22 protein-coding genes are annotated in these 23,793 nt (G+C 41.0%); 7 read left to right on the top strand and 15 right to left on the bottom strand.

The genetic code is table 11. The features are described 5' to 3' along the window. Positions 1-4: 4 nt before the first annotated feature. From A6J84_RS02740 to uvrB, 3 genes are read right to left on the bottom strand one after another with little or no spacing between them, the layout of a single operon-like run. Entirely contained in the window at positions 5-874 is an 870-nt protein-coding gene (locus A6J84_RS02740; protein ID WP_084945178.1) for a hypothetical protein, read from the bottom strand. 40 nt (positions 875-914) lie between these two features. Further along, positions 915-1,541 carry an NAD(P)H-dependent oxidoreductase gene (locus A6J84_RS02735; protein WP_095725986.1) on the bottom strand — a complete coding sequence of 209 codons (627 nt, stop codon included), beginning with the start codon at positions 1,539-1,541 and terminating at the stop codon, positions 915-917. Between the two features lie 14 nt (positions 1,542-1,555). Further along, positions 1,556-3,544, bottom strand: a complete 1,989-nt coding sequence (gene uvrB / locus A6J84_RS02730) for an excinuclease ABC subunit UvrB (protein WP_045591229.1) — start codon at positions 3,542-3,544, stop codon at positions 1,556-1,558. Between the two features lie 180 nt (positions 3,545-3,724). On the opposite strand from uvrB, the gene A6J84_RS02725 reads away from it, so the two are divergent. The 3 genes from A6J84_RS02725 to zwf all read left to right on the top strand — a co-directional run bounded on the left by A6J84_RS02725 (position 3,725) and on the right by zwf (position 8,267). Then, on the top strand, positions 3,725-5,890 hold the full coding sequence (locus A6J84_RS02725; RefSeq protein WP_000726962.1) for an ABC transporter substrate-binding protein/permease: 2,166 nt from the start codon (positions 3,725-3,727) through the stop codon (positions 5,888-5,890). Next, positions 5,890-6,630: an amino acid ABC transporter ATP-binding protein gene (locus A6J84_RS02720; RefSeq protein WP_001096337.1), complete on the top strand. Its 741-nt coding sequence runs from the start codon at positions 5,890-5,892 to the stop codon at positions 6,628-6,630. Before A6J84_RS02725 ends, A6J84_RS02720 begins: the two co-directional genes overlap by 1 nt. 149 nt (positions 6,631-6,779) lie before the next feature. Next, positions 6,780-8,267 (top strand): glucose-6-phosphate dehydrogenase, encoded by a 1,488-nt coding sequence (gene zwf / locus A6J84_RS02715; protein WP_084857539.1) that lies wholly within the window; start codon positions 6,780-6,782, stop codon positions 8,265-8,267. A gap of 44 nt (positions 8,268-8,311) precedes the next feature. Here the strand turns inward: zwf and ftsY are convergent, their stop codons facing one another. From ftsY to A6J84_RS02700, 3 genes are read right to left on the bottom strand one after another with little or no spacing between them, the layout of a single operon-like run. Further along, positions 8,312-9,613: a signal recognition particle-docking protein FtsY gene (gene ftsY / locus A6J84_RS02710; RefSeq protein ID WP_095725985.1), complete on the bottom strand. Its 1,302-nt coding sequence runs from the start codon at positions 9,611-9,613 to the stop codon at positions 8,312-8,314. Positions 9,614-9,616: 3 nt separating this feature from the next. Beyond that, positions 9,617-10,435 carry a Cof-type HAD-IIB family hydrolase gene (locus A6J84_RS02705; RefSeq protein WP_095725984.1) on the bottom strand — a complete coding sequence of 273 codons (819 nt, stop codon included), beginning with the start codon at positions 10,433-10,435 and terminating at the stop codon, positions 9,617-9,619. Beyond that, a complete protein-coding gene (locus A6J84_RS02700; protein WP_095725983.1) occupies positions 10,435-11,226 on the bottom strand; it encodes a Cof-type HAD-IIB family hydrolase in 792 nt (263 codons plus the stop codon). The genes A6J84_RS02705 and A6J84_RS02700 overlap by 1 nt, the downstream gene beginning before the upstream one ends. 205 nt (positions 11,227-11,431) lie before the next feature. On the opposite strand from A6J84_RS02700, the gene A6J84_RS02695 reads away from it, so the two are divergent. Then, positions 11,432-12,127, top strand: a complete 696-nt coding sequence (locus A6J84_RS02695; RefSeq protein ID WP_095725982.1) for a VIT family protein — start codon at positions 11,432-11,434, stop codon at positions 12,125-12,127. Between the two features lie 39 nt (positions 12,128-12,166). Here A6J84_RS02695 and A6J84_RS02690 read toward each other — a convergent pair whose 3' ends face one another. The 5 genes from A6J84_RS02690 to A6J84_RS02670 form a co-directional block, all read right to left on the bottom strand. Then, positions 12,167-14,155, bottom strand: coding sequence for an FtsX-like permease family protein (locus A6J84_RS02690; RefSeq protein WP_095725981.1), 1,989 nt, complete (start codon positions 14,153-14,155; stop codon positions 12,167-12,169). A 1-nt stretch (position 14,156) separates the two neighbouring features. Continuing rightward, entirely contained in the window at positions 14,157-14,915 is a 759-nt protein-coding gene (locus A6J84_RS02685) for an ABC transporter ATP-binding protein (RefSeq protein ID WP_000173369.1), read from the bottom strand. 380 nt (positions 14,916-15,295) lie between these two features. After that, the gene (locus A6J84_RS02680; RefSeq protein WP_001092787.1) at positions 15,296-15,568 is read right to left on the bottom strand and encodes a PspC domain-containing protein; all 273 of its coding nucleotides are present in this window, start codon (positions 15,566-15,568) and stop codon (positions 15,296-15,298) included. A 59-nt stretch (positions 15,569-15,627) separates the two neighbouring features. After that, positions 15,628-16,071 (bottom strand): SprT family protein, encoded by a 444-nt coding sequence (locus A6J84_RS02675; protein WP_095725980.1) that lies wholly within the window; start codon positions 16,069-16,071, stop codon positions 15,628-15,630. After that, on the bottom strand, positions 16,058-18,187 hold the full coding sequence (locus A6J84_RS02670) for a Tex family protein (protein WP_049490681.1): 2,130 nt from the start codon (positions 18,185-18,187) through the stop codon (positions 16,058-16,060). Before A6J84_RS02670 ends, A6J84_RS02675 begins: the two co-directional genes overlap by 14 nt. Before the next feature lie 130 nt (positions 18,188-18,317). Between A6J84_RS02670 and A6J84_RS10285 the strand changes: the two genes are divergently transcribed. The 3 genes from A6J84_RS10285 to A6J84_RS02655 are packed head-to-tail and all read left to right on the top strand — an operon-like array spanning position 18,318 to position 20,167. Continuing rightward, entirely contained in the window at positions 18,318-18,449 is a 132-nt protein-coding gene (locus A6J84_RS10285; protein ID WP_000268696.1) for an SPJ_0845 family protein, read from the top strand. Continuing rightward, complete coding sequence (locus tag A6J84_RS02660) at positions 18,450-19,355, top strand: permease (RefSeq protein ID WP_095725979.1); 906 nt, start codon at positions 18,450-18,452, stop codon at positions 19,353-19,355. Beyond that, entirely contained in the window at positions 19,352-20,167 is an 816-nt protein-coding gene (locus tag A6J84_RS02655; protein WP_049490687.1) for a TIGR03943 family putative permease subunit, read from the top strand. Before A6J84_RS02660 ends, A6J84_RS02655 begins: the two co-directional genes overlap by 4 nt. A gap of 20 nt (positions 20,168-20,187) precedes the next feature. Here A6J84_RS02655 and A6J84_RS02650 read toward each other — a convergent pair whose 3' ends face one another. The 4 genes from A6J84_RS02650 to A6J84_RS02635 all read right to left on the bottom strand — a co-directional run bounded on the left by A6J84_RS02650 (position 20,188) and on the right by A6J84_RS02635 (position 23,736). Further along, complete coding sequence (locus A6J84_RS02650; protein ID WP_049490688.1) at positions 20,188-20,799, bottom strand: tetratricopeptide repeat protein; 612 nt, start codon at positions 20,797-20,799, stop codon at positions 20,188-20,190. Positions 20,800-20,816: 17 nt separating this feature from the next. Continuing rightward, positions 20,817-21,869, bottom strand: a complete 1,053-nt coding sequence (locus tag A6J84_RS02645) for a hypothetical protein (RefSeq protein WP_049490689.1) — start codon at positions 21,867-21,869, stop codon at positions 20,817-20,819. 8 nt (positions 21,870-21,877) lie between these two features. After that, positions 21,878-22,651, bottom strand: coding sequence for a DNA polymerase beta superfamily protein (locus A6J84_RS02640; RefSeq protein ID WP_095725978.1), 774 nt, complete (start codon positions 22,649-22,651; stop codon positions 21,878-21,880). A gap of 134 nt (positions 22,652-22,785) precedes the next feature. Beyond that, entirely contained in the window at positions 22,786-23,736 is a 951-nt protein-coding gene (locus A6J84_RS02635) for a bifunctional riboflavin kinase/FAD synthetase (protein ID WP_049490690.1), read from the bottom strand. Between the last annotated feature and the right edge of the window lie 57 nt (positions 23,737-23,793).

Raw genomic sequence — 23,793 nt, 5'->3', positions numbered from 1 at the left:
AGATTTAAAATTTCTTAGTTCTATTCTTTTCGTAACTTATCAGTTTATGATTCTTAATCTTTAAAGAAACACCACTACCTGAACGATATCCTTTAGCACCATAGTAGTAAGAAACCTCATAAAAGGCATCTGGCAACTCAGCATTATCTATCCCATTTGAAATAAATCCTGTCAGTCCGCCTTCACCATCAAAATAATCTTTCTCACCCTCTTCTAAAACAGTGTCTTTATATCGAACACTTCCTTTAATAATTCCTTTTTCCAAAAATTCATCAATAGGGAGGTCATATAAACCTTGAAAAGCTTTCCCTTCCTTATGGTTTTTTTCGATGAGAGCATAATAGTCTTGGATATTGTCAGATTCAGTATCGACACTCCAGTAACTACTTACGAATTCCAAATTGGGATTTTCATATTGCTTGAAAAAACTCTCTACCTTTTCTTTGTTAGAAACACTGACAGGATTCTGGTTGAGTAGCTGATCTGCTATATGTGAAAATTGATGTAACATCGTTTCAATAGTTCCATCGTAGGCTAGTTCTTCACTCGTCCGTCTAGAGTTTCCTGGAGATTTAGGAAAATATATTAAACTGTCACTTACAGTGATCTTCCTTCCACTAACTTCTTCAGTATAATCATATTCAATTTCATAATCTTCAGAAGGCCATCTATATCTAGAAAACTTCGTGACCTTCACATCACCTTTAAAACCATATAATTTCAGTGTTCTGCTTGCTGCCACCTCAATGTCTTTTTGATTTGGTCCAGAAAAAGTAGTATGAAAGGTAACTACTAAAATGACTACAAAACTCAGAAAACAGGCTGAGAGGATAATTGCGATAAAACTGAAATTCAACACTAACGCTTTTTTCATTACTCCATTCTCCTAGTTAAACATATTTAAATTTATTTCACTAATCCAACGCCTTGACTTCCTCAGCTACTTTTTGTAGATATTTTTGTCTTGTAGAATTTGTATTCACCTCACGCCCTAACTCACCCAAAATTGAAACTTTCTTTGTTTTGATACCGCAGTGATTTAGGACAGCATTCTTTAATACTGATATTCCATAACTGTCTGGGATATTGATAGGACCTGAAAATACTTTGTACCACCATGTTGGTGCCATGGATGTTGCGTAAATACTAGCTGTTTTTCCTTTTAGTAACTTTTTAAACTGCTGACCTCTTAAGTAATTCCAAATAAAACTTCCTTGAATATTGGCAGAGTACGCAATTCCTGGCGTGAAAACACGATCAATCCAACCCTTCAATAAGCTAGGCATACTACTCCACCAAATTGGATAAACAAAAATGAAATGATCTGCCCACTGGATTAATTCCTGAGAGCGAAGTATGAAAGAGTCCTCTTCCATACGTTTTCGATAACCATAACGTAATACAGGATCAAAATCTATCTCATTTAGGTTAATAGATTCAAGCTCATGATGATTTGAGTCAATATTTTCTACAATCGTTCGAAAAATTTCTTGACAGAAACTTTCCTTATCAGGATGTCCATTGATGACTAAAATTTTCATTCATTCTCTCCTATCTAATCCAACGCCTTGACTTCCAACATCATATCACGTATCTGAGCTGCCAGTTCAAAATCAAGTACTTCGACGGCTTCTTGCATTTGTTTTTCGAGTTTTTTGACGAGTTCTTTGCGCTCTTGTTTGTTGAGGCTATTGATATCGACTTCCTTGTCCTCTTCCTTAGCAACTGCCTTGGTTACGGCGATTAGATCACGGATTTCTTTCTTAATGGTTTGAGGTACGATACCATGCTCTTCATTATAAGCCATCTGTATTTTCCGACGGCGGGCCGTTTCATCGATGGCACGTTGCATAGATTGAGTCATCGTGTCCGCATACATGATGACATGGCCTTCGCTATTACGGGCAGCACGGCCAATAGTCTGGATTAGTCCACGTTCGTTACGAAGGAAACCTTCCTTATCAGCATCGAGAATGGCAACCAAGCTTACCTCAGGAACGTCAATCCCTTCGCGGAGCAGGTTGATTCCGACCAAAACATCAAAAACACCCAAGCGTAGGTCGCGGATAATCTCTGTCCGTTCCAAGGTCTTGATATCCGAGTGCATATACTTGACCTTGATGCCCATTTCTTTGAAGTAGTCGGTCAAGTCTTCTGCCATCTTCTTGGTCAAGGTTGTGATAAAGGTACGCTCATTCTTTTCAACACGGGCATTGATTTCACCTAGGAGGTCATCAATCTGTCCCATAGTTGGACGGACTTCCACTTCGGGGTCCAAAAGACCTGTCGGACGAATGATTTGCTCAATTACTGTCTCGGTCTGTTCATTTTCATAGTCACCAGGTGTCGCTGAAACGTATACAATCTGATGAACGTGACTCTCAAACTCCTCCCGACGGAGAGGGCGATTGTCCAAGGCGGACGGCAAACGGAAACCATAATTAACTAGCATTTCCTTACGCGAACGGTCTCCATTGTACATTCCCTTGATTTGCCCCATGGTCATGTGACTTTCATCAATCATGATCAAGAAATCATCTGGGAAAAAGTCGAGAAGCGTATAAGGAGGCTCTCCTTCGCTACGACCATCCATGTGACGAGAGTAGTTCTCAACCCCATTTGTATAACCCATCTCACGTAGCATCTCAATATCATACTCTGTGCGCTGTTTCAAACGCTGGGCTTCTAGCAGTTTGCCTTCCTTCTCAAAGACAGCTAACTGCTCTTCTAATTCTGCTTGAATTTTCGCAATCGCAACTTCCATGTGGTCGTCATTGGTCACAAAGTGAGTGGCAGGGAAAATCGCCAAATGATCCACTTCACCCAATACCTGACCTGTCAAAGCCTCAACCTCACGGATACGGTCAATCTCATCACCGAAAAACTCTACTCGAAAAGCGTGTTCATCACGAGAAGCTGGGAAAATCTCCACCACATCCCCGCGAACGCGAAATCTTCCCCGTTGGAAATCAATATCATTGCGTTCAAACTGAATATCAACCAAGTCATTCAAGAGTTTATCACGAGAAATCTCCAGACCTGGACGAAGACTAACAACACTATCAGAATATTCCTTGGGCGAACCCAAACCATAGATACAAGAGACAGAAGCTACGACGATGACATCGTTACGCTCCAGAAGAGCTGAAGTCGCTGAGTGTCGAAGCTTGTCAATCTCATCATTGACCGAGCTATCCTTCTCAATATAGGTATCGCTCGAAGGGACATAGGCCTCTGGTTGATAATAATCATAGTAGGATACGAAGTACTCGACTGCATTTTCAGGGAAAAATTCCTTGAACTCTCCATAGAGCTGCCCAGCTAGCGTTTTGTTATGGGCAATGACCAAAGTTGGTTTATTGACTTTGGAAATGACCTGACTCATGGTATAGGTCTTCCCTGTACCCGTCGCCCCCATCAAAATTTGGGCCTTCTCTCCACCTTCGATATTGTCAACCAACTGCTCAATCGCTTGGGGTTGATCTCCTGAAGGTTCATATTTTGATACTAGTTTAAATTTATTATCTGTAATTCGATTAATCATGATTGCCTCATCTGCATTTTTCTATCCTTCTATTTTACCATAAATTTGCTTTTCAGACTCTTCTCCAAACTGATAAGAACGAGCAATTCATGTTATATTTTCTTACATAAAATTCATAAAATTTGCCTTTTCATTCATTTTCTGATATAATGGGAAAATATTCGGAAAAGGAGACTAAAAATGAAGAAAAAAATACTAGCATGTTTGCTCATTTTATTTCCCATTTTCTCACTAGGTATGGCAAAAGCTGATACTGTTAAGATTGTGTCTGATACAGCTTACGCACCCTTTGAGTTTAAAGATTCAGATCAAACCTATAAAGGAATTGATGTTGATATTATCAATAAAGTCGCAGAAATCAAAGGATGGAATATCCAAATGTCTTATCCTGGCTTTGATGCAGCTGTAAATGCGGTGCAGTCAGGTCAAGCAGATGCTATTATGGCAGGTATGACAAAAACAAAAGAACGTGAAAATGTCTTTACCATGTCTGATACCTATTATGATACAAAAGTTGTCATTGCTACCACAAAGGCAAATAAAATCACCAAATATGAGGAACTTAGCGGGAAAACAGTTGGAGTTAAGAACGGAACTGCCGCTCAACGTTTCCTCGAAAGTATCAAAGATAAATACGGTTTCTCTATTAAAACCTTTGATACTGGTGATTTGATGAATAACAGTCTAAGTGCTGGTGCTGTAAATGCCATCATGGATGATAAACCTGTTATTGAGTATGCGATTAATCAAGGACAAGATCTCAGCATCAATATGGATGGTGAGGCTGTTGGAAGCTTTGCTTTTGGTGTCAAGAAAGGGAGCAAGTATGAACACTTGGTTACCGAATTTAATGAAGCCCTAGCACAAATGAAGAAGGATGGTAGCTTGGAGCAAATCATCCAAAAATGGACAGCTTCTACAACTACGGCAAGCCCAACGACAACTACTGCTGCTGGACAAAAAGCTACTCCCGTGAAAAGCAAGTACATTATTGCCAGCGACTCATCTTTCGCCCCATTCGTCTTTCAAAATTCAAGCAATCAATATACTGGTATTGATATGGACCTCATAAAGGCCATTGCCAAAGATCAAGGTTTTGAAATTGAGATTACCAACCCAGGATTTGACGCAGCCATTAGTGCTGTTCAAGCAGGACAAGCAGATGGTATCATTGCTGGTATGTCTGTAACAGATGCCCGTAAGGAAACCTTCGACTTCTCAGAATCATACTACACAGCAAATACGATTCTCGGTGTGAAAGAATCAAGCACGATTGCTTCTTATGAAGACCTCAAGGATAAAACTGTCGGTGTTAAAAACGGAACTGCTTCTCAAACGTTCCTTACTGAGAATCAAAACAAATACGGTTATAAGATTAAAACCTTTGCAGATGGCGCTTCAATGTATGACAGTCTGAATACTGGAGCTATTGATGCTGTGATGGATGATGAGCCAGTTCTCAAATATTCTATCAGCCAAGGTCAAAAATTGAAAACACCAATCGCTGGAACTCCAATCGGTGAAACAGCCTTTGCGGTTAAAAAAGGTACAAACCCTGAATTGATCCAGATGTTCAATAATGGACTTGCGAACCTCAAAGCTAACGGAGAATTCCAAAAGATTCTTGACAAGTATCTAGCTAGCGAAACTTCAACTGACTCTACAAGTACGGTTGACGAAACAACTATCTGGGGCTTGCTTCAAAACAACTACAAACAACTTCTTAGTGGACTTGGAATCACTCTTGCCTTAGCGCTTATTTCATTTGCAATTGCCATTGTCATCGGTATTATCTTTGGTATGTTTAGTGTTAGCCCATACAAATCTCTTCGTCTAATCTCTGAGATTTTCGTTGACGTTATCCGAGGTATTCCATTGATGATTCTTGCAGCCTTCATCTTCTGGGGTATTCCAAACTTCATCGAGTCGATTACAGGCCAACAAAGTCCAATCAATGACTTTGTAGCTGGTACTATCGCCCTCTCACTCAATGCGGCAGCTTATATCGCTGAAATCGTTCGTGGTGGGATTCAAGCTGTTCCAGTTGGGCAAATGGAAGCCAGTCGCAGTCTTGGTATCTCTTATGGAAAAACCATGCGTAAGATAATCTTGCCACAAGCGACTAAATTGATGTTGCCAAACTTTGTCAACCAATTCGTTATCGCTCTTAAAGATACAACCATCGTCTCTGCTATCGGTTTGGTGGAACTCTTCCAAACTGGTAAGATCATCATCGCCCGTAACTACCAAAGTTTCAAGATGTATGCAATCCTTGCTATCTTCTATCTTGTAATTATCACGCTTTTGACTAGACTAGCGAAACGCTTAGAAAAGAGGATTCGTTAATGGCAAAACTAAAAATTGATGTAAATGATTTGCATAAGTACTATGGAAAAAACGAAGTTTTAAAAGGTATTACTACTAAGTTTTATGAAGGAGATGTTGTTTGTATCATCGGTCCTTCCGGTTCTGGTAAATCCACATTCCTCCGTAGCCTTAACCTCCTCGAAGAGGTAACGAGTGGCCACATCACAGTAAATGGTTATGATCTGACTGAAAAATCAACCAATGTCGACCATGTTCGTGAAAACGTGGGAATGGTCTTCCAACATTTCAACCTCTTCCCTCACATGTCCGTCCTAGAAAATATCACTTTTGCTCCTATTGAACACAAACGGATGACCAAAGAAGAAGCTGAAAAATTGGGGATGGAGTTGCTTGAAAAGGTTGGACTAGCAGATAAAGCTAATGCCAACCCAGATAGCCTTTCAGGTGGTCAGAAACAGCGTGTAGCTATCGCTCGTGGACTTGCCATGAATCCTGATATCATGCTCTTTGATGAGCCAACTTCCGCTCTTGACCCTGAGATGGTCGGAGATGTACTAAACGTTATGAAGGAATTGGCGGAACAAGGCATGACCATGATTATCGTAACCCATGAGATGGGATTTGCTCGTCAGGTAGCCAACCGTGTTATCTTTACGGCTGATGGTGAATTCCTGGAAGATGGAACTCCAGATCAAATTTTTGACAACCCGCAACACCCTCGTCTAAAAGAGTTCTTGGACAAGGTCTTAAATGTATAAAACAAAACTGTAAGGTTCTCCTTACAGTTTTTTAATTGCGTATTGGATTTTTTGTTTTTTTTGAAAATTATGATAAAATAAAAACTATGATAATGAGGAAATCTCATCCCTAGTCCAACTAGGAAAAAATATAGAAATTAGGTAGCTAGATGTCATCAAAGGTTATTGTTACAATTTTCGGTGCGAGTGGAGATTTAGCTAAACGCAAACTCTACCCTTCCCTTTTCAGACTCTATAAATCAGGCAATCTCTCTGAGCATTTTGCTGTTATCGGAACAGCTCGTAGACCTTGGAGTAAAGAATATTTTGAATCTGTAGTTGTCGAGTCCATCCTTGATTTGGCAGATAGTACCGAGCAAGCCCAAGAATTTGCTAGCCACTTCTACTATCAAAGCCATGATGTGAATGATACGGAACATTACATTGCTTTGCGCCAATTACAAGCTGAGCTAAACGAAAAATACCAAGCTGAACACAACAAGCTCTTCTTCTTGTCTATGGCACCTCAGTTCTTTGGAACTATTGCCAAGCACCTCAAATCTGAAAACATTGTTGATGGCAAAGGTTTTGAGCGCTTAATCGTTGAGAAACCATTTGGTACAGACTACGAAACAGCTAGCAAACTCAATGAAGATCTCCTTGCAGCCTTTGATGAAGAGCAAATCTACCGTATCGACCATTACCTAGGTAAAGAGATGATTCAGAGTATCTTTGCTGTTCGTTTTGCCAACATGATCTTTGAGAATGTTTGGAACCGTGAGCACATTGATAATATTCAAATTACCTTTGCGGAACGCTTGGGTGTTGAAGAACGCGGTGGCTACTATGATCAATCTGGTGCCCTTCGTGATATGGTGCAAAACCATACTCTCCAACTCCTCTCTCTTCTGGCCATGGACAAACCAGCTAGCTTTACAAAGGATGAGATTCGTGCTGAAAAGATAAAGGTCTTTAAAAACCTCTATCATCCAACTGAGGAAGAATTGAAAGAACAGTTTATCCGTGGTCAATATCGCTCTGGTAAAATCGATGGCATGAAATACATTTCTTATCGAAGCGAACCAAATGTCGACCCAGAATCTACAACAGAAACCTTTGCATCTGGTGCCTTCTTTGTAGACAGCGATCGTTTCCGTGGTGTTCCCTTCTTCTTCCGTACAGGGAAACGTCTGACTGAAAAAGGAACTCATGTCAATATCGTCTTTAAGCAAATGGACTCTATCTTTGGAGAACCACTTGCTCCAAACATTTTGACAATCTATATCCAACCAACTGAAGGATTCTCACTCAGCCTCAATGGGAAGCAAGTCGGTGAAGAATTTAACCTAGCACCAAGCTCTTTGGATTACCGTACAGATGCTACTGCTACTGGGGCCTCACCTGATCCTTACGAGAAATTAATCTACGATGTCTTGAACAACAACTCAACCAATTTTAGCCACTGGGATGAGGTAAGTGCTTCATGGAAATTGATTGACCGTATCGAAGAGCTCTGGGCGGAAAACGGTGCTCCACTTCATGACTATAAAGCCGGAAGTATGGGACCTCAAGCTAGCTTTGACTTACTTGAGAAGTATGGTGCCAAATGGACCTGGCAACCAGATATCGCCTATCGTGAAGAAGGTCGTTTAGAATAGCAAAAATATCCTGCAAGATTGACTTGCAGGATATTTATTTTGTATTAAATCAAGCCTTCTAAGAGACCCTTCATAAAGTTTTCTGAGTTAAATTCCCCGATATCATCGATTTTTTCACCGAAACCAATTAATTTTACTGGGATATTAAGTTCTTCACGAATTGCCAGAACAACACCACCACGAGCAGTTCCATCAATCTTGGTCAACACAATACCGGTAACTGGGGTGATTTTAGAAAATTCTTTAGCTTGCACCAAGGCATTCTGTCCAGTTGAAGCATCAAGGGCAAGGAAGGTTTCATGGGGTGCCTCTGGAACGACACGTTTGATAATGCGACCAATCTTTTCCAACTCGGCCATGAGGTTGTCCTTGTTTTGCAGACGGCCTGCTGTATCAATCATAAGAATATCAATCCCTTCTGCTACAGCACGTTCCATCCCATCAAAGACTACACTAGCTGGATCAGCTTTTTCAGGCCCCCTCACAACAGGAACATCAACACGGCGGCCCCATTCAGCTAGCTGGGCAACAGCTCCGGCACGGAAGGTATCCGCAGCAACCAGCATGACTTTCTTGCCAGCTTGTTTGTAGCGATGAGCCAATTTCCCGATAGAAGTTGTTTTCCCAACACCATTGACTCCGACAAAGAGCATGACTGTCAAACCATCTTGGAAATGGATTTGTTCATCGTAGTTGCCATCCTTCTCATAGAGTTCAACCAATTTCTCGATAATGACACGACGAAGTGCCTCAGGCTTCTTAGCGTTTTCGAGTTTAGCTTCATAACGTAGCTCTTCTGTTAAGTTTGAAGCGACCTGCACACCGACATCGCTCATGATGAGCAGTTCTTCCAATTCCTCGAAGAATTCTTCATCGACAGAACGGAAGTTGGCAAAGAAGGCATTCAAACGAGCACCGAATCCCGTACGGGTTTTCTTGAGACTGCGGTCATATTTTTCCTGAACGGTTTCTTCAACCTGAGGAAGTTTTTCTTCTACAACTTCAGACGCTAGCTCTTCTTCTGTCTCTTGGTTCTCTTCTTCTAGAGCTTCTTCTGTCTCTTGGATTTGCTCCAATTCATCAGCTTCTAGCTCAGGCTCCTCTTGGTCTGTTTCCTCAACCAGTTCTGGTTCAATGACCTCATCTGTCGTGACCTGAGGAAGTTCTTCTCGAGCAAGAGTTTCTTCCACTTTGTCCGTTTCTGTCTCTTCTTGGCTTGTTTCCTCGACTGCCGTTTTGGTTTCTTCAACCTCTTCTGACAAATCAAGATTTTCCAGAGCTTCTTTTACAACATCTTCAATTTTCGGCTCTTCTTTTTTTCCGAATAGACGGTCAAATAATCCCATATTCTAGTTCTCCTTTAACACGTATTCTTCGATAGCCCAAGCAACGGCTTCCTCGTCGTTGGTCATGGGGGTAACGACATTGGCAACTGCCTTAACTGCTGGAACTGCATTTTGCATGGCAACCCCCAGACCAGCCCACTCAATCATGGAAAGGTCATTGGCCTCGTCCCCACAAGCCATGACTTGACTTTGATCGATTCCTAAGTGTTTAATTAATTTCGCTAAACCTGTTGCCTTGTGGACGTTTTTCGGTGACCATTCCAATAAGAGTTCACGCGATTTGAAGATTTCATATTGATCAAACAATTCTGGAGAAATCTGTTGAATCGCTGCATCCAAGGGTTCTTGGGCAAAGGCGGTCACACATTTATTATAAGTGATCTGACTGGATAGCTCTTCAAAAGCGACTGGCACGAAAGTCAGGGCTGGGTTGAACTTAGCATAGAGACTTTCTTGGTCCGACTGGATTTGATAGACTGTTCCTTCTGAAATGGCATCTAACGGCAAACCTAGTTTTTCAGTTTCCTCGTACAATCGTGTCACATCGTCGATTGAAAAGACTGTTTTATCGAGAATCTCTCCCGTATTTTTCTGGACAAGCCCTCCATTAAAGGTGATGGTGTACTCGTCCTCCTGACCATCAGTACCCAGCTCATGGAGAAAGAAATCCATAGCCTTTAGAGGACGACCCGTTGTCAGTACGACCTTAATGCCACGATCACGCGCAGCTTTGAGGACCTCCTTGGTACGATCTGTCAGCTTTTTATCCGTTGTCAGCAAGGTGCCATCCAAGTCCAATGCAATCAATTTAATATCTGCCATTACAAACCCTCCATATAAGACATCACTGACTGGTCCTTATGGTGGCCAATCACTGCTTCTGCTAATTCTAAAATCTCTGGTCGCGCATTTTCAGGAGCGATTGGGTGCCCAACAACCTGCATCATATGAAGGTCATTGAGATTATCGCCAAACGCCATAACCTGATCCATGGTTAGACCAAGTTTTTTGGATAACTCAACAACAGCCACACCCTTATCAACGTAGTCCAAGACAATATCGATGGATTCAAAACCAGTTGTCATGGCTTTCACACCAGGAACATTTTCGTTGACCCAGGACTCTCCAGCCTCTATCGTTTCTTCAGTAAAGTTCGTGGTAAATTTAAAAATCTCATCCGTGATATCTTCTAAACTCGCTACTTTTTGAATGTTTTCATTGTAGTGACGGCTAAACATGAGATAGGTCTCATCCACTGTATCCAATACATAACAAGCTTTTTTCCCAGTCAGGAGCACTTTTCTTTCATCAAAATAGGGCGATTTCTTTAAGGCTTCAAAAGTGCTCAAGTAAAAATCTCGAGACATAGTAGCCTCGTACATATCCTCGCCATGAAACTCAACATAGCTCCCATTTTCAGCTATAAAAATCACTTCATCACGCACATCCGCAAACAACTTTTTCAGGGACAGAATACCACGACCTGAAGCCACAGCAAAATAAATTCCCCTTTCCTTGTAGGAAACAAGTAAGTTTTTAAGGCGTTCCATATCAAACCGACCCTCTCCATCTAGAAAGGTTCCATCCATATCGGTTGCTACAAGTTTAATCATAAAATTCTTCATTCTCCAATTGATAAATCTACCTTCTATTATACCATAGATAAGTTTAAAAAGGTCCAGTACAGTAGGATAGCACTACTTTTTCGAAGAAACTTCAAAGAGCCTAAAAATTAGAATCGTAGAACTTTTTTCAGATAGTTTAAAAAGTTTGTATTCCCCTTCTCTTTTCCCTATAATGGAGAGAAAGGAGATGACTATGACAGACTTGAAACATGAAATTGATGCAAACTTTGCAGGCCGACTCAATATCCTGCGCGCGGGTGTTCTCGGTGCCAACGACGGGATTATTTCCATCGCTGGAGTCGTTATCGGTGTTGCTAGTGCGACGAGCAATATCTGGATAATCTTTTTATCTGGACTAGCCGCTATCCTCGCTGGTGCTTTTTCTATGGCTGGTGGCGAATATGTCTCTGTATCCACTCAGAAAGACACGGAAGAAGCCGCTGTTGCCAGAGAACAATTACTCTTGGATAAGGACATCGAATCTGCAAAACAATCCCTCTACGCAGCTTACCTACAAAATGGTGAGTGTGAAACGTCCGCCCAACTCTTGACCAACAAGGCCTTTTTAAAAAATCCACTCAAAGCCTTGGTCGAAGAAAAATACGGTATCGAGTACGAAGAGTTTACCAATCCTTGGCATGCTGCTATTTCTAGCTTTATCTCCTTTGTACTGGGAAGCCTTCCTCCTATGCTTTCAATCACCGTCTTTCCAAGCGATTATCGCATTCCTGCTACTGTTTTTATCGTGGCCCTTTCCCTTCTCGTCACTGGCTATACCAGTGCTAAACTAGGCAAGGCTCCTACGAAAACTGCTATGATCCGTAACCTCTGTATCGGACTACTCACCATGGGCGTAACCTTCCTCTTGGGACAACTCTTTAGTATCTAAGATAAAAGAAATACCTCGACCAGCATCGAGGTATCTTTTTTACATTTGCACAATCTTGCGATAGCTTCTTGAGGTAATCATAAAGATTAAAACATAGACGATGAGGAAGATGGCACAAATCGACAAAGTGACAGTCAACATCATAGTTGCATCTAGTACCCCAATGACTTTTAGGATGAGGCTAAGCATATGATAGGCAAAGGCAAGGTGTAGGAAAGCAAAGAGCAATGGGAGGAAGAAAACAGTTAGGACCTGTTTATTAATGGTTTGCTTGATTTGCTTTTGATCGAGACCGACTTTTTGCAAAATGATGAAGCGTTCACGGTCTTCATAGCCTTCAGAGATTTGTTTGTAGTAGATGACAAGAACAGTTCCCACCATAAAGATGATAGAGAGGAAAATACCGATAAAGAAAACTCCACCAAAGAGAGCACTCACCTGCGCACTGCTATCAGCCAGATTACTTCCGTAAACATAGCTTCCTTCTTTGTTTAATTCTCTATTAAAGTTGTTGACGAATTTTGAATAATCATCTGCAATTTTAAGCTGCTCTTCCTCGCTAGCCGTTACGTTCATACCACCATAGTATTGATTAAAGATGGAAGAATTAGGATACTGGCCAAGAAAGGCTTTCAAGTCAGGAACAACCAGATAGTTATAGTCCGAAGTTAGAATATTGTACTGATTTGGGACATGTTCAAGAATAAAATCTTTTTTGATTTCTTCCTTTATTGTATAGGTCTGGTCATTTAGAGTCAGTTCTTTCTGTCCTTGAAGTTCTTTGTTTTTAGTAAACAATCCGACTTCCTTACCTGAAAGTGCAAGTTTTTGCCCCGTCATATTCTCATAGTCTTTTTGATCAAAGACCATAAAAATAGTTTTCGGTTGAACACGATTTTGACCTTTCTCAAAGATTGTCAATTTCGTACCCTCTTGGTTTGCCACACCAAAGTTACTGTATGTAAGGACTTCTTTCTTTGTGACAGTCAATCCTTTATCGCTAGCATACTGGTCTAGGAGTTTATTTATGTCTTCTTTTTCAACATTCTGTCCTGTAATTCCAAAATCATGTGGATTCATGACTTTCTTGAAAGTTTCAGAGCCTTTAAAGATACTCGTTGCAGCAGACATAGTCACCAAGACCATGGTTGAGAGAATAGCAATCGTCGCTAGACCAACAGCATTTTTCTTCATACGAAAAATGAGATTGGATACGGAAATCATGTTGTTAGGTTGGTAATAGTAACGCTTGTTTTTCTTCAAGATTTGTAGGAAAACTGTGATTCCTGCATTGAAGAGAAGATAAGTTCCCAAAATTACCAACAAGACTGCTACAAAGAAAATCAGAACAGCAGAAAGTGGATTTTCAACTGTAACTGCTAGGTAATAACCAGCTCCCAAACTGATTAGACCTAGAATGGTTTGAAGACCTAAGAAACGTCCTTTTTTCTCACCACTGGCTTTTTCACGAGAGAGCTGAAGGGCATTCATACGGGCGATGCGAAAGGCATTGATAAAAATCAAACCTAGGAAAATAGCGCCAAAAACGATAAGAACTAGGATAAAGACAATTGGTTGGAAAGTCGAAACGAGCTCTACCTTCATTTTCATCAGCTTCAGAAGAAGGGCGAAGATTAGCTTATCAAAGAGAGCTCCTAGGCCGAGACCAGCTGTCAGCGTTAAGGAACCAAAAATAAGAAGCTCCTTAAAAACCATACTGATCAAATGGCGCTTTTCAAGACCCAGCATACCATATATACCCAGCTCTTTGGAGCGGTTCTTCATGACAAAACTATTGGCATAAAGGACAATAATTCCAGAAGCGATGGTAACAACCACCATACCGAGAGCCAGGGTCATAGAGATAGTTTCTCCCCCTCGGATCTTGCCAATGTTAGGATTAAGTGACAAAGAGTAAAAGAGATAGGTGATGGTCACTGCTAAGAGAACAGCAAGGGCAAAGGGATAGTAGAGTTTGCGGTTTTTAATCAAGTTAGATACCGCTAACTTATTGGTTAATCGGAACATACTAATTCACCTCGCTTGCCATAACAGTCAAAGTATCAGAGATTTCTTGGAACATCTGACGCTCTGTCTTGTCTCCACGGTAGATTTGGTTGTAAAGAATGCCGTCCTTGATAAAGAGAACACGCTTGGCCCTACTTGCTGCTGCCGTTGAGTGGGTTACCATGAGAATGGTTTGACCGCGTTCATTGATTTCATCAAATACATCGAGTAAGGCTGCAGATGACTTGGAATCAAGGGCTCCAGTTGGCTCATCCGCAAGAAGAATTTCAGGTTCTGTGATGATGGCGCGTGCTACTGCTACCCGCTGCTTTTGACCGCCTGAGATCTCGTAAGGGTACTTCTCTTGCAATTGGTTGATACCTAGATTCTCAGCAGTCACCACCAATTTTTTCATCATCTCCGTAATAGGTTTTCGTGATAACACTAACGGAAGTAAGATATTGTCCTTAACAGACAAGGTATCTAGCAAGTTAAAATCTTGGAAGACAAATCCCAACTTCTCACGACGGAAACTCGAAGCCTGTGAATTCTTAATAGTGGCTGTGTCGGTTCCATTCAGGTAAACCTGGCCTCGAGTTGGTTTATCCAGCATAGCTAGGATGTTGAGCAGGGTTGACTTTCCTGAACCGGACTCACCCATGATGGCAACGTAGTCACCCTTTTCTACGGTAAAGTGAATATCTTTGAGTGCTTCGACTTGGTTTCCTTGAAAACGTGTTTTGTAGATTTTTTGAACGTGTTTTACATCTAAAAGTGTCATGATTTTCTCCTTCTTAATATCCCATCATTTGAAACTGTGCTTGCATCATAGCGCATCCCAGTTGAACACGCTCGATATCTTTTTGACTTGGTTTTCTTGTTTTCTTTTGTAAAATTCTTTTCATGGTTTTACTCCTTTGTTCTTTATGAGTCTAGTTTATCGCAAAAGAAGGAGGCATGCCATAACCTAACCTTACAAAAGAGACTTTAATCTTACATTTTTGTAAGATTGAGGAATATCAAGCAATTTCGCTATCAATATTTTACCATAAAAGAAAGGCAAGAAGAAAACCCTTGCGGATGCAAGGGTTAGGATTCACTACTTTTTCTAATTTCTTCAAGAAACAAGGAAATCATCTATAAACTATTTCCAAATCCGACTCACCAAAACCGTCCATCATTGTCATAAATGGCCTCAGCATCCTTACGTTTGCGTGGTCCTGTTCCGTACATTTCTGCTTCAATCTCTTCCTTAGTTGGCAGAATAGAGGCGAGGATGATGTAGATAATCACACCAATCCCAAAATTTGATATGGTAAAAATGGCAAAGAGAAAGCGGACTAGAGTTACATCAAAATTCCACTTGTCTGATAAACCAGCTAAAACTCCCGATACCATACTATTTCGTTTCATTTTATAAAATTTTGTATTCATGATTTGTTCCTCTTTCGGTATTCTTACAAGTAGTATATCATGAAACGGGGGCACAAACATCAGTCCTTAGGCCGATTTAGGATGACGAGTTTACCACGGCAGACGCCACAGCGATAGCACTTGGTATCAATCTTCCTCTTTCGTTGATAGCGTTGCTGGCAGGATTGACACTGATAAACTAGGAAATTACTTTGGGCTCTCAAAGGGGGAACAAAGCGTAGTCCATCCACTTCTTTCAAAAGTTCCTTAAAATCTCGGTCCTTATGTCGATATCCTTTTTTCTGAAAATAAAGGTGATAGTGACAGAGTTCATGGCGTACGATTTTTCGAAAAACCTTCAAACCAAGTTCATTATAGACCTTGGGATTAAAATCCAAATGCCCATCTTTAGGGAAAAATCGCCCGCCTGTCGTTCGCAGACGAGAATTCCACTGAGCTTGGTGCGTGAAAGGTCTACCAAAGTCTTCGAGTGAAACAGACTGAACGTACTCAGTTAGATTCATCTGGAGCAAGGAGCGACAGATTGACTTTTTCACGTTCGGTATCGATTTTCTTAACCCAAACCGTTACCAAATCTCCGACTGAAACCACTTGGCTGGGATGTTTGATAAATTTGCGACTCATGTGGGAAATATGAATCAAGCCATCCTCGTGAATCCCAATATCAACGAAGGCACCGAAATCAACGACATTACGCACCACACCTTCCAGCTTCTGGCCGACTTTTAAATCCTTGATATCCAAGACATCTTGGCGAAGCACAGGTGCATCAAAGGAGTCCCGGAAATCTCGACCTGGTTTAAGAAGGTCGGCAATGATATCTTTAAGGGTTTCTGGGCCGAGATTCAGTTCCTGTGCCATCTCCTTAACTGAAAGGGACTTAAGCTTACTTTGTGCCTCTTCATTCAAGTCTTTGATATCCAAGCGTTTGAAAAGCTCTTTGACGGCAGCATAGTTCTCTGGATGAACTCCTGTATTATCAAGGATATTGCTACTTTCAGGAATACGGAGGAAACCAGCAGCTTGCTCAAAGGCTTTGGCACCGAGACGAGGAACTTTCTTAATTTGAGAGCGTGAAGTGATTTTTCCTTCTTCTTCACGGTATTTAACGATATTTTCAGAGATAGTTTTATTGAGTCCAGCTACATGGGAGAGAAGTGCTGGGCTGGCTGTATTGACATTGACACCGACCTGGTTAACCACCGTATCAACGACAAAGTCCAGACTTTCAGACAGTTTCTTCTGACTGACATCGTGCTGGTATTGCCCGACACCGATTGACTTGGGATCAATTTTGACCAATTCGGCAAGCGGATCTTGCAAACGACGAGCGATAGAAATAGCAGAGCGTTTTTCAACAGTTAATTCTGGAAACTCCTGACGAGCAAGTTCACTGGCAGAGTAGACAGAAGCACCACTTTCATTGACGATAACATAGCTCACTTCTGGAAAATCTTTCAGAACTTCCGCCACAAAGGCTTCGCTTTCCCGGCTGGCCGTTCCATTTCCGATAGCAATAATTTCCACACCGTATTGACCAATCAAGTCCGACAAATCTTTCTTGGCTTCTTCAATTTGACGAGCTGATGCTGGTTTTACTGGATAAATGACTTGAGTCGTCAGCATTTTTCCTGTTGCATCTACGACAGCAAGCTTGGCACCTGTACGAAAGGCAGGGTCAAATCCTAAAACCACGCGCCCTTTCAGTGGAGCAACCAAGAGGAGATTACGCAGGTTGTCTGAAAAGAGTTGGATAGCTCCTTCTTCTGCTTTCTCAGTTAATTCTGTCCGAATGCGTCGTTCGATAGCAGGTAAGACCTTTTTCTTAACTGACTGTTGGACAACTTCATCTATATAGGCATTTTTGACTTTGAAACGAGCAGCAAAGAAGGCAAGAATACGGTCCGTCGCATGTTCAAAACCGACCTTCAAGACACCAAGTTTCTCCCCGCGATTGAGGGCCAAGGTACGATAGCCCTGCATGTTGCCAACAGTCTCTGAGAATTCGTAATAAATCTGAAAAACTTGTTTTTCATCAAGACTTTCATCTTTGACTTGCGAAGTGATTTTAGAGTGTCTCAGCACTTCCTGATAGGTCATAGCACGTAGATTGACATCTTCAGATAGGGCTTCTACCAAGATATCAACTGCACCAGCCAAAGCTTCTTGACCAGTCGCAAATCCTTCACAGACAAACTTCTCAGCCTCTTTCTCTAAGTCAGCTACATTCTGCAAAATCAAGCGTGCGAGAGGAAAGAGTCCAGCTTCACGGGCAATAGTTGCCTTGGTCCGTCGCTTTTCCTTGTATGGAAGGTAGAGTTCTTCTACGTCTGCTAGTTTTTCGGCAGCTAAGATAACTTCTTCCAATTCCTTTGTCAGCTTTCCTTGTTCTTGAATCTTAGCCAAGACAGCTTCTTTACGGTCGTTGAGATTTGTCAGACTTTTATCCAGGTCAATAATAGCCTTAATCGCCACCTCATCCAGACTACCAGTCATGTCCTTGCGGTAACGTGCGATGAAGGGAATCGTCGCCCCTTCAGCTGTCAAACTCAGAACGGTATCGATTTGCTTTAAGGTTACACCCAAGTCTTGGGAGATTTTTTCATATTTTTTATCCATAAATCTATTATACCATAAGGAACAGCCCTTGTTTCGTCCTACCCTTTTTTACCTCTTTGATTATCAAAATAATCCCTTTTCCAGAAAATAATAGTATAATAGAGGTAGTATGTAGAAAAGAGGTGGGCCCATGGCTGTTAAATTTACAAAAACGGATGATTTGGACAAGATGTTTGAAGAATTCGCCAAACTTCCTGACTTAACACAGGTCACTTTCCCAGATGACAAAGACAAAAAAGAAAAAGTTGAGAAGAAAAAATAGATGACTATTTTCCAATCTCTTCCTCCTAGCGTATTACAAGCGGGGGCTATTTTTCTCTCCATCATGATTGAAGCCCTTCCTTTTGTCTTGATTGGGAGTCTCATTTCGGGATTGATTGAGGTCTATATCACTCCTGATAAAGTTTATGAGTTTCTTCCTCGCAATCGTTGGGGGAGGATCTTTTTTGGTACCTTCATTGGCTTTCTCTTTCCATCCTGTGAGTGTGGAATCGTTCCAATTATCAATCGTTTTTTGGAAAAGAAAGTGCCCAGCTACACGGCCGTTCCTTTTCTGGTGACTGCTCCAATTATCAATCCTATCGTTCTTTTCGCTACATATTCTGCCTTTGGCAATTCAATAAAACTTGCCTTCTTGCGAGCGCTGGGAGCTATTATGATTGCTTTGGTTCTTGGGATTTTCCTAGGATTTTTCTGGAAGGAACCCATTCAAAAAGAGAATCCTATCGCTTGCCATGAACATGACTTTTCACACTTGGGTCCCGCTAGAAAAGTATTTCAGGTCTTCATACAAGCTATTGATGAGTTTTTCGATATGGGGCGTTACTTGGTCTTTGGCTGTCTCTTTGCGGCTATCGTGCAGGTCTATGTCCCGACTCGGATCTTGACCTCTATCAGCGCTAGTCCATTCCTTGCGATTCTCTTGCTCATGTTTCTTGCCTTTCTCCTCTCTCTTTGTAGCGAGGCGGACGCCTTTATCGGTGCTTCTCTCCTCTCGAGCTTTGGCCTAGCACCAGTCCTTGCTTTTCTAGTCATTGGCCCCATGCTTGATATCAAAAATCTCCTCATGATGAAACACTATCTCAAGACCAACTTCATCTGGCAATTCATGGGCATCGTGGCTCTGCTTGTCTTGCTTTATTCTTACATGATAGGGGTGATGCTATGATTCGATTTTTCATTCTACTGGGCTATTTTTCTCTGACCCTTTACCTCAAGCTATCTGGAAAGCTCAGTCACTACATCAACCTCCACTATTCCTATCTAGTCTATATCTCCATGATCCTTTCCCTTCTGTTGGCTCTGGTCCAATTCTACATCTGGATTAAGAAAATCAACTCTCACAGCCATATGGAAAGTCGTCGAGCTAGACAAATCAGCATCCTGTTACTGTCACTACCTCTCTTGATTGGAGTTGCCTTTCCGACAGTAAGTTTGGACTCGAGAACCGTATCTGCCAAAGGCTATCATTTCCCACTTGCTGAGGGAAACAACACAGCCATTCAGGCAAGCGAAGGAACATCCAGTCAATACCTCAAACCCGATACCAGTACCTATTTTTCCAAGTCTGCTTATGAAAAGGAAATGAGGACTACAGCTGACAAATACATCTCCCAGCCAGCCATTCAAGTCACTGATGAAAACTATATGGAGTTCATGGAAGTTCTCTATGACTACCCTCAAGAGTTTGAAGGAAAGAAAATCGAGTTTACAGGCTTTGTTTATAACGATCCTAGCCATCCAGATAGCCAGTTCCTCTTCCGCTTTGGGATTATCCACTGTATCGCAGACTCTGGTGTATATGGACTCTTGACCAAGGGGAACTCACGCCAGTATCCTGACAATACCTGGATTACCGCCAGAGGAACCCTGACCCTCCACTACCATAAAGAACTCAAACAAAAACTCCCAACACTGGAAGTTGAGAGTTTCACAAAAGTAGACAAACCAGAAAATCCTTATGTCTATCGTGTATTTTAATAAAAAGTAGCCTGCAAAGGCTACTTTTTATTATTTAGCAATTTTCTAACCTCTTGAGCACCAATCTGATCGCCTGCCTTTTCAAAAATAGCGATAGCTTGTAAAAAATTTTCATGTGATTCTTCAGGATTTTGTATCGAACCAATCTCTCCTAAACCTCTATAGGCACAAGCTTGGGCAATTAAATCATCTGTTTGCAAAGCTTGTTTTAAGGACTGTTCCATATACATGAATGCTTCTGCTACTTTTCCTAGCTTTAATCGTAAATAACCTTGCTCATAATTGTTAACAGAAGATTTGAGGGTATCCTCTGTAAAAGCTTCTTCAATGACTTTTTGCTCTCTTTCGATATAGAAAAGGGCCGTTTGAAATTCATTCATTTCACGATAAACCATGGCTAACTGATGATAGCCTATATGTTCATTTTCTGGGTCACTTTTAGTTCGTGCTAAGTCAATGTAACGCTGATAGATACTTAAGCACTCGTTGTATTTTTGCTCTTCGAGATAAATATACCCCATCAAATTTAACAAACTAAAATCTGTGCAAGTTTCCAATAAAAAATCAGCTTCAACTAACTTTTTAGCCTCATTAATCTTGCCCTCAAACAATAAATCCCATGTTTGATTCATACATTTTCTCCTGCATCTTATGTTGTATAGAAATCTATTGACAAATCGCTATCAGACTCGTATTTTTTCCAAGCTAAACTGAAACCATAATAATCTTCAAATTCAGGGTGCCAGTCATAATAAAGTGGGACACGACTATACTTTCTCGCTACAACTTCGTCTTCAAATTCTGGAGACTCCCCTGCAGTAATACCAAATTGAAGACCATTTAGTTCCCAAGTATTTCCCCAAACGTTTTCATCAGAGAGAACATCAATCCATCTAGAAGCATCAATATCAAAATCTGCACATAATTCCAGTTCATAGAATCTTCTACAGTTAATCTCTGAAGGTTTTATATAAAGGGCGCTATCAACTTGGTACTTTTTATCGCTGACTTGAATCTGTGTGATTTTCATTGGAATTGGAACTCCATTTAATTCTAACCAGAAATATCCTAAAGGAGTTTTGATACTATAATATGTTTGCTGAGAGTTGGGGTTAGCGTTTTGGGAGCAAGCATCAAGAATTCTTCCTAGCTTTATTATATTTCTACAAACGTTTTTCGAAGTGTGTGGGTCAAAATGTGAATACCTACGAATGACACGTTTTAACTTTTCAACAGGAAAAGTGATATCCTTTGGTAGGGCATGATACTTCTGTACAACTAAAGCATTTTTTTCAGTATTTTCCTTCCCGACTGGGACAATAACAGCGTGTCCTATATGGATATTTGGGTCATCACAAATATAAGTATAACCATTCCCTCCTTCCTGAAACTCAACTACAACAAGATTTAACTCTTGATCTGGATCAAAGAGAGGCTCTACCTTTTCTACTTCTTGGCGCTCATAAAAAGTAAAGTGATCTCCATCCCCGTCTTCGCCGAAAACCATGAAACTGCCACACTCAGGGCACTTCCACATATAAAATGACGCTTCAGAAATGTCATCATAAGAAATTTTATTATGGTCGTCAGCTTTATTTATGATTTCTTCAAACAACTCATCCGAATAAACTGAATAAGCATTTGGATCGGGCGCTCGGTGGTCATTCATTTCTTGCCCACATTTACATGTCCATTTACCCATAAAAAACCTCAGTCGCGGCCTAATTCTTCAAGAAAAAATTGATTTAGAGCTTTCCAGTCTTTCTTTTCCTCACTAACACTTTGAACGTATGCATCCAACTCTTGGATGTTAGCTAAAATATAATCTTGAATTGGCATTATCGGATCAATTTCCATACCTTCAGGCCCATTTATCTTAATGTCTAGCAATCTTGATACATGCTCTTTCATCTCATCAGGAAGCAATTCTTTGACCAAATCGTCAAATAAAATTGGAGGAACAGAATGGTATTTTTCAATCCAACGACAGGCCAAAATAGGACGCAGCGCATAGAAATACTTTTTAGGTTTGACCTTGTCTCCTGAAAGATACTTATTCATTTGAGTTCTAGCAGTGTTCAAGTAATGGTGGAGCATTTTCTTCTCAGAAAAATACTGGTTGGCAAGTGGGCGTATGCGCTCAATAAAATCCGTTTGTTGATAGATAATTGGTGACTGTAACCATTCAAACAGTGTAGGATTTGACTTATAAAGGAGTTTTAAAGTCTTGTCTAAATCCCAACCACTCACATCCCAAGTATCGTCAATTGGTAGCTCGATAACATCACGCTGTTCATTCAAACGGAGATAAAAATCTTGCTTGTGTTTGTAGATAAACCGTACATCAAAGTCACTATCAGGAGACTCAAAACCCCAGGCACGACTACCAGACTCGATAGCCCACAAAACTGTGACTCCGTAATCACGCTCGATTTCTGCTAATTTTTCCGGTACCAGAACATTCATTTCTTCTTGCGTTTGCATAATAAAGCCTCGTCTATAATTTGGACATAAATAGTTGCTAAAATAGGTAACTAAGAGGACTAAAAGTGCGTTATATCAAACTTTCAAAACTACTAGAAAAAAACTAATCCTTCTAGTAGATTTTCAGACGTTTTCTATACCTCAGCCCCTTGAATGACCGAATCTCCATCCTTCCAGTTCCGAGCAATCTCTTCGTCTTTCTGGAGTTGGTCTACCAGTTCCTCTACGGAGTCAAATTTGACCATATCGCGAACACGGTCCAGCCAGTAGACCATGACGGTCTCACCGTAAATATCATCTGAAAAATCGAAAATATTGACTTCAAAGCGTGGTTCTTCTCCATCAAAGGTAACATTTTTACCAACGCTCGCCATGCCACGATATCTTTGACGTTGCACTTCCACATCGACTACGTAAACACCGTCAGCTGGCATGTAAGTTCGGTCTCTTAGGACTAGATTGGCTGTTGGATAACCGATAGTACGCCCACGAGCATTTCCGTGAACGACCATCCCACGGGTTGGGAGCGGTGTGCCGAGCAGTTGATTGACTTCCTTTACATCTCCATCAAGAATTGCCTGACGAATCCGTGTAGAACTAATCTTGCCCTTTTCATCCTCAACTGGAGGAACAATGATGATCTCTCCATCAAAATAATCCTTCAGGTCATCCGCAGTTTTCTTATCTGAGCCAAAAGTATAGTCAAATCCTGCTACAATAATCGCTGGTTTTAAAGCTCGAACATAGGTATCAAAGAATTCTTGACCCGTTAAACTAGCAAATTTGCTACTAAAGTCAAGTAAGAAAAGAGCCTCTACCCCATGCCACTTCATCTTGTGCTCCCGTTCCTCGTGATTGACGATATGGAGCATAAGCTCAGGTTGGTAAGGTTGCAAGGCAAGTTTTGGCGACTCTGTAAAGGTCATCACGACAACTGGCAGATAATCCTTCATAGAAGCCTTACTGGCCACTTCAAAAAGTTTCTGATGTCCCTTGTGGATGCCATCAAAATAACCTAGTACAAGGACTGTATTACCTGGTACTGCAATATCTTTTTCGTTCTTAATAGGTACTGTTGTAATCATGAAACTATTATATCATAGAGAAAGTCTTTTCGCTAAGAGGAAATCCCAAATGTCGTT

The organism is Streptococcus sp. FDAARGOS_256 (assembly GCF_002289235.2).
In the GTDB taxonomy this organism is placed as follows: Bacteria; Bacillota; Bacilli; order Lactobacillales; family Streptococcaceae; genus Streptococcus.
The sequence above is the reverse complement of the archived record's forward strand: the minus strand, read 5'-3'. Positions and strand labels throughout refer to the sequence as shown.

What these genes read in the sequence shown, in the direction of transcription:
- A6J84_RS02740 (WP_084945178.1), bottom strand. Translation starts at nt 874, where the DNA reads ATGAAAAAAGCGTTAGTGTTGAATTTCAGTTTTATCGCAATTATCCTC.
- A6J84_RS02735 (WP_095725986.1), bottom strand. Translation starts at nt 1,541, where the DNA reads ATGAAAATTTTAGTCATCAATGGACATCCTGATAAGGAAAGTTTCTGT.
- uvrB (WP_045591229.1), bottom strand. Translation starts at nt 3,544, where the DNA reads ATGATTAATCGAATTACAGATAATAAATTTAAACTAGTATCAAAATAT.
- A6J84_RS02725 (WP_000726962.1), top strand. Translation starts at nt 3,725, where the DNA reads ATGAAGAAAAAAATACTAGCATGTTTGCTCATTTTATTTCCCATTTTC.
- A6J84_RS02720 (WP_001096337.1), top strand. Translation starts at nt 5,890, where the DNA reads ATGGCAAAACTAAAAATTGATGTAAATGATTTGCATAAGTACTATGGA.
- zwf (WP_084857539.1), top strand. Translation starts at nt 6,780, where the DNA reads ATGTCATCAAAGGTTATTGTTACAATTTTCGGTGCGAGTGGAGATTTA.
- ftsY (WP_095725985.1), bottom strand. Translation starts at nt 9,613, where the DNA reads ATGGGATTATTTGACCGTCTATTCGGAAAAAAAGAAGAGCCGAAAATT.
- A6J84_RS02705 (WP_095725984.1), bottom strand. Translation starts at nt 10,435, where the DNA reads ATGGCAGATATTAAATTGATTGCATTGGACTTGGATGGCACCTTGCTG.
- A6J84_RS02700 (WP_095725983.1), bottom strand. Translation starts at nt 11,226, where the DNA reads ATGATTAAACTTGTAGCAACCGATATGGATGGAACCTTTCTAGATGGA.
- A6J84_RS02695 (WP_095725982.1), top strand. Translation starts at nt 11,432, where the DNA reads ATGACAGACTTGAAACATGAAATTGATGCAAACTTTGCAGGCCGACTC.
- A6J84_RS02690 (WP_095725981.1), bottom strand. Translation starts at nt 14,155, where the DNA reads ATGTTCCGATTAACCAATAAGTTAGCGGTATCTAACTTGATTAAAAAC.
- A6J84_RS02685 (WP_000173369.1), bottom strand. Translation starts at nt 14,915, where the DNA reads ATGACACTTTTAGATGTAAAACACGTTCAAAAAATCTACAAAACACGT.
- A6J84_RS02680 (WP_001092787.1), bottom strand. Translation starts at nt 15,568, where the DNA reads ATGAATACAAAATTTTATAAAATGAAACGAAATAGTATGGTATCGGGA.
- A6J84_RS02675 (WP_095725980.1), bottom strand. Translation starts at nt 16,071, where the DNA reads ATGAATCTAACTGAGTACGTTCAGTCTGTTTCACTCGAAGACTTTGGT.
- A6J84_RS02670 (WP_049490681.1), bottom strand. Translation starts at nt 18,187, where the DNA reads ATGGATAAAAAATATGAAAAAATCTCCCAAGACTTGGGTGTAACCTTA.
- A6J84_RS10285 (WP_000268696.1), top strand. Translation starts at nt 18,318, where the DNA reads ATGGCTGTTAAATTTACAAAAACGGATGATTTGGACAAGATGTTTGAA.
- A6J84_RS02660 (WP_095725979.1), top strand. Translation starts at nt 18,450, where the DNA reads ATGACTATTTTCCAATCTCTTCCTCCTAGCGTATTACAAGCGGGGGCT.
- A6J84_RS02655 (WP_049490687.1), top strand. Translation starts at nt 19,352, where the DNA reads ATGATTCGATTTTTCATTCTACTGGGCTATTTTTCTCTGACCCTTTAC.
- A6J84_RS02650 (WP_049490688.1), bottom strand. Translation starts at nt 20,799, where the DNA reads ATGAATCAAACATGGGATTTATTGTTTGAGGGCAAGATTAATGAGGCT.
- A6J84_RS02645 (WP_049490689.1), bottom strand. Translation starts at nt 21,869, where the DNA reads ATGGGTAAATGGACATGTAAATGTGGGCAAGAAATGAATGACCACCGA.
- A6J84_RS02640 (WP_095725978.1), bottom strand. Translation starts at nt 22,651, where the DNA reads ATGCAAACGCAAGAAGAAATGAATGTTCTGGTACCGGAAAAATTAGCA.
- A6J84_RS02635 (WP_049490690.1), bottom strand. Translation starts at nt 23,736, where the DNA reads ATGATTACAACAGTACCTATTAAGAACGAAAAAGATATTGCAGTACCA.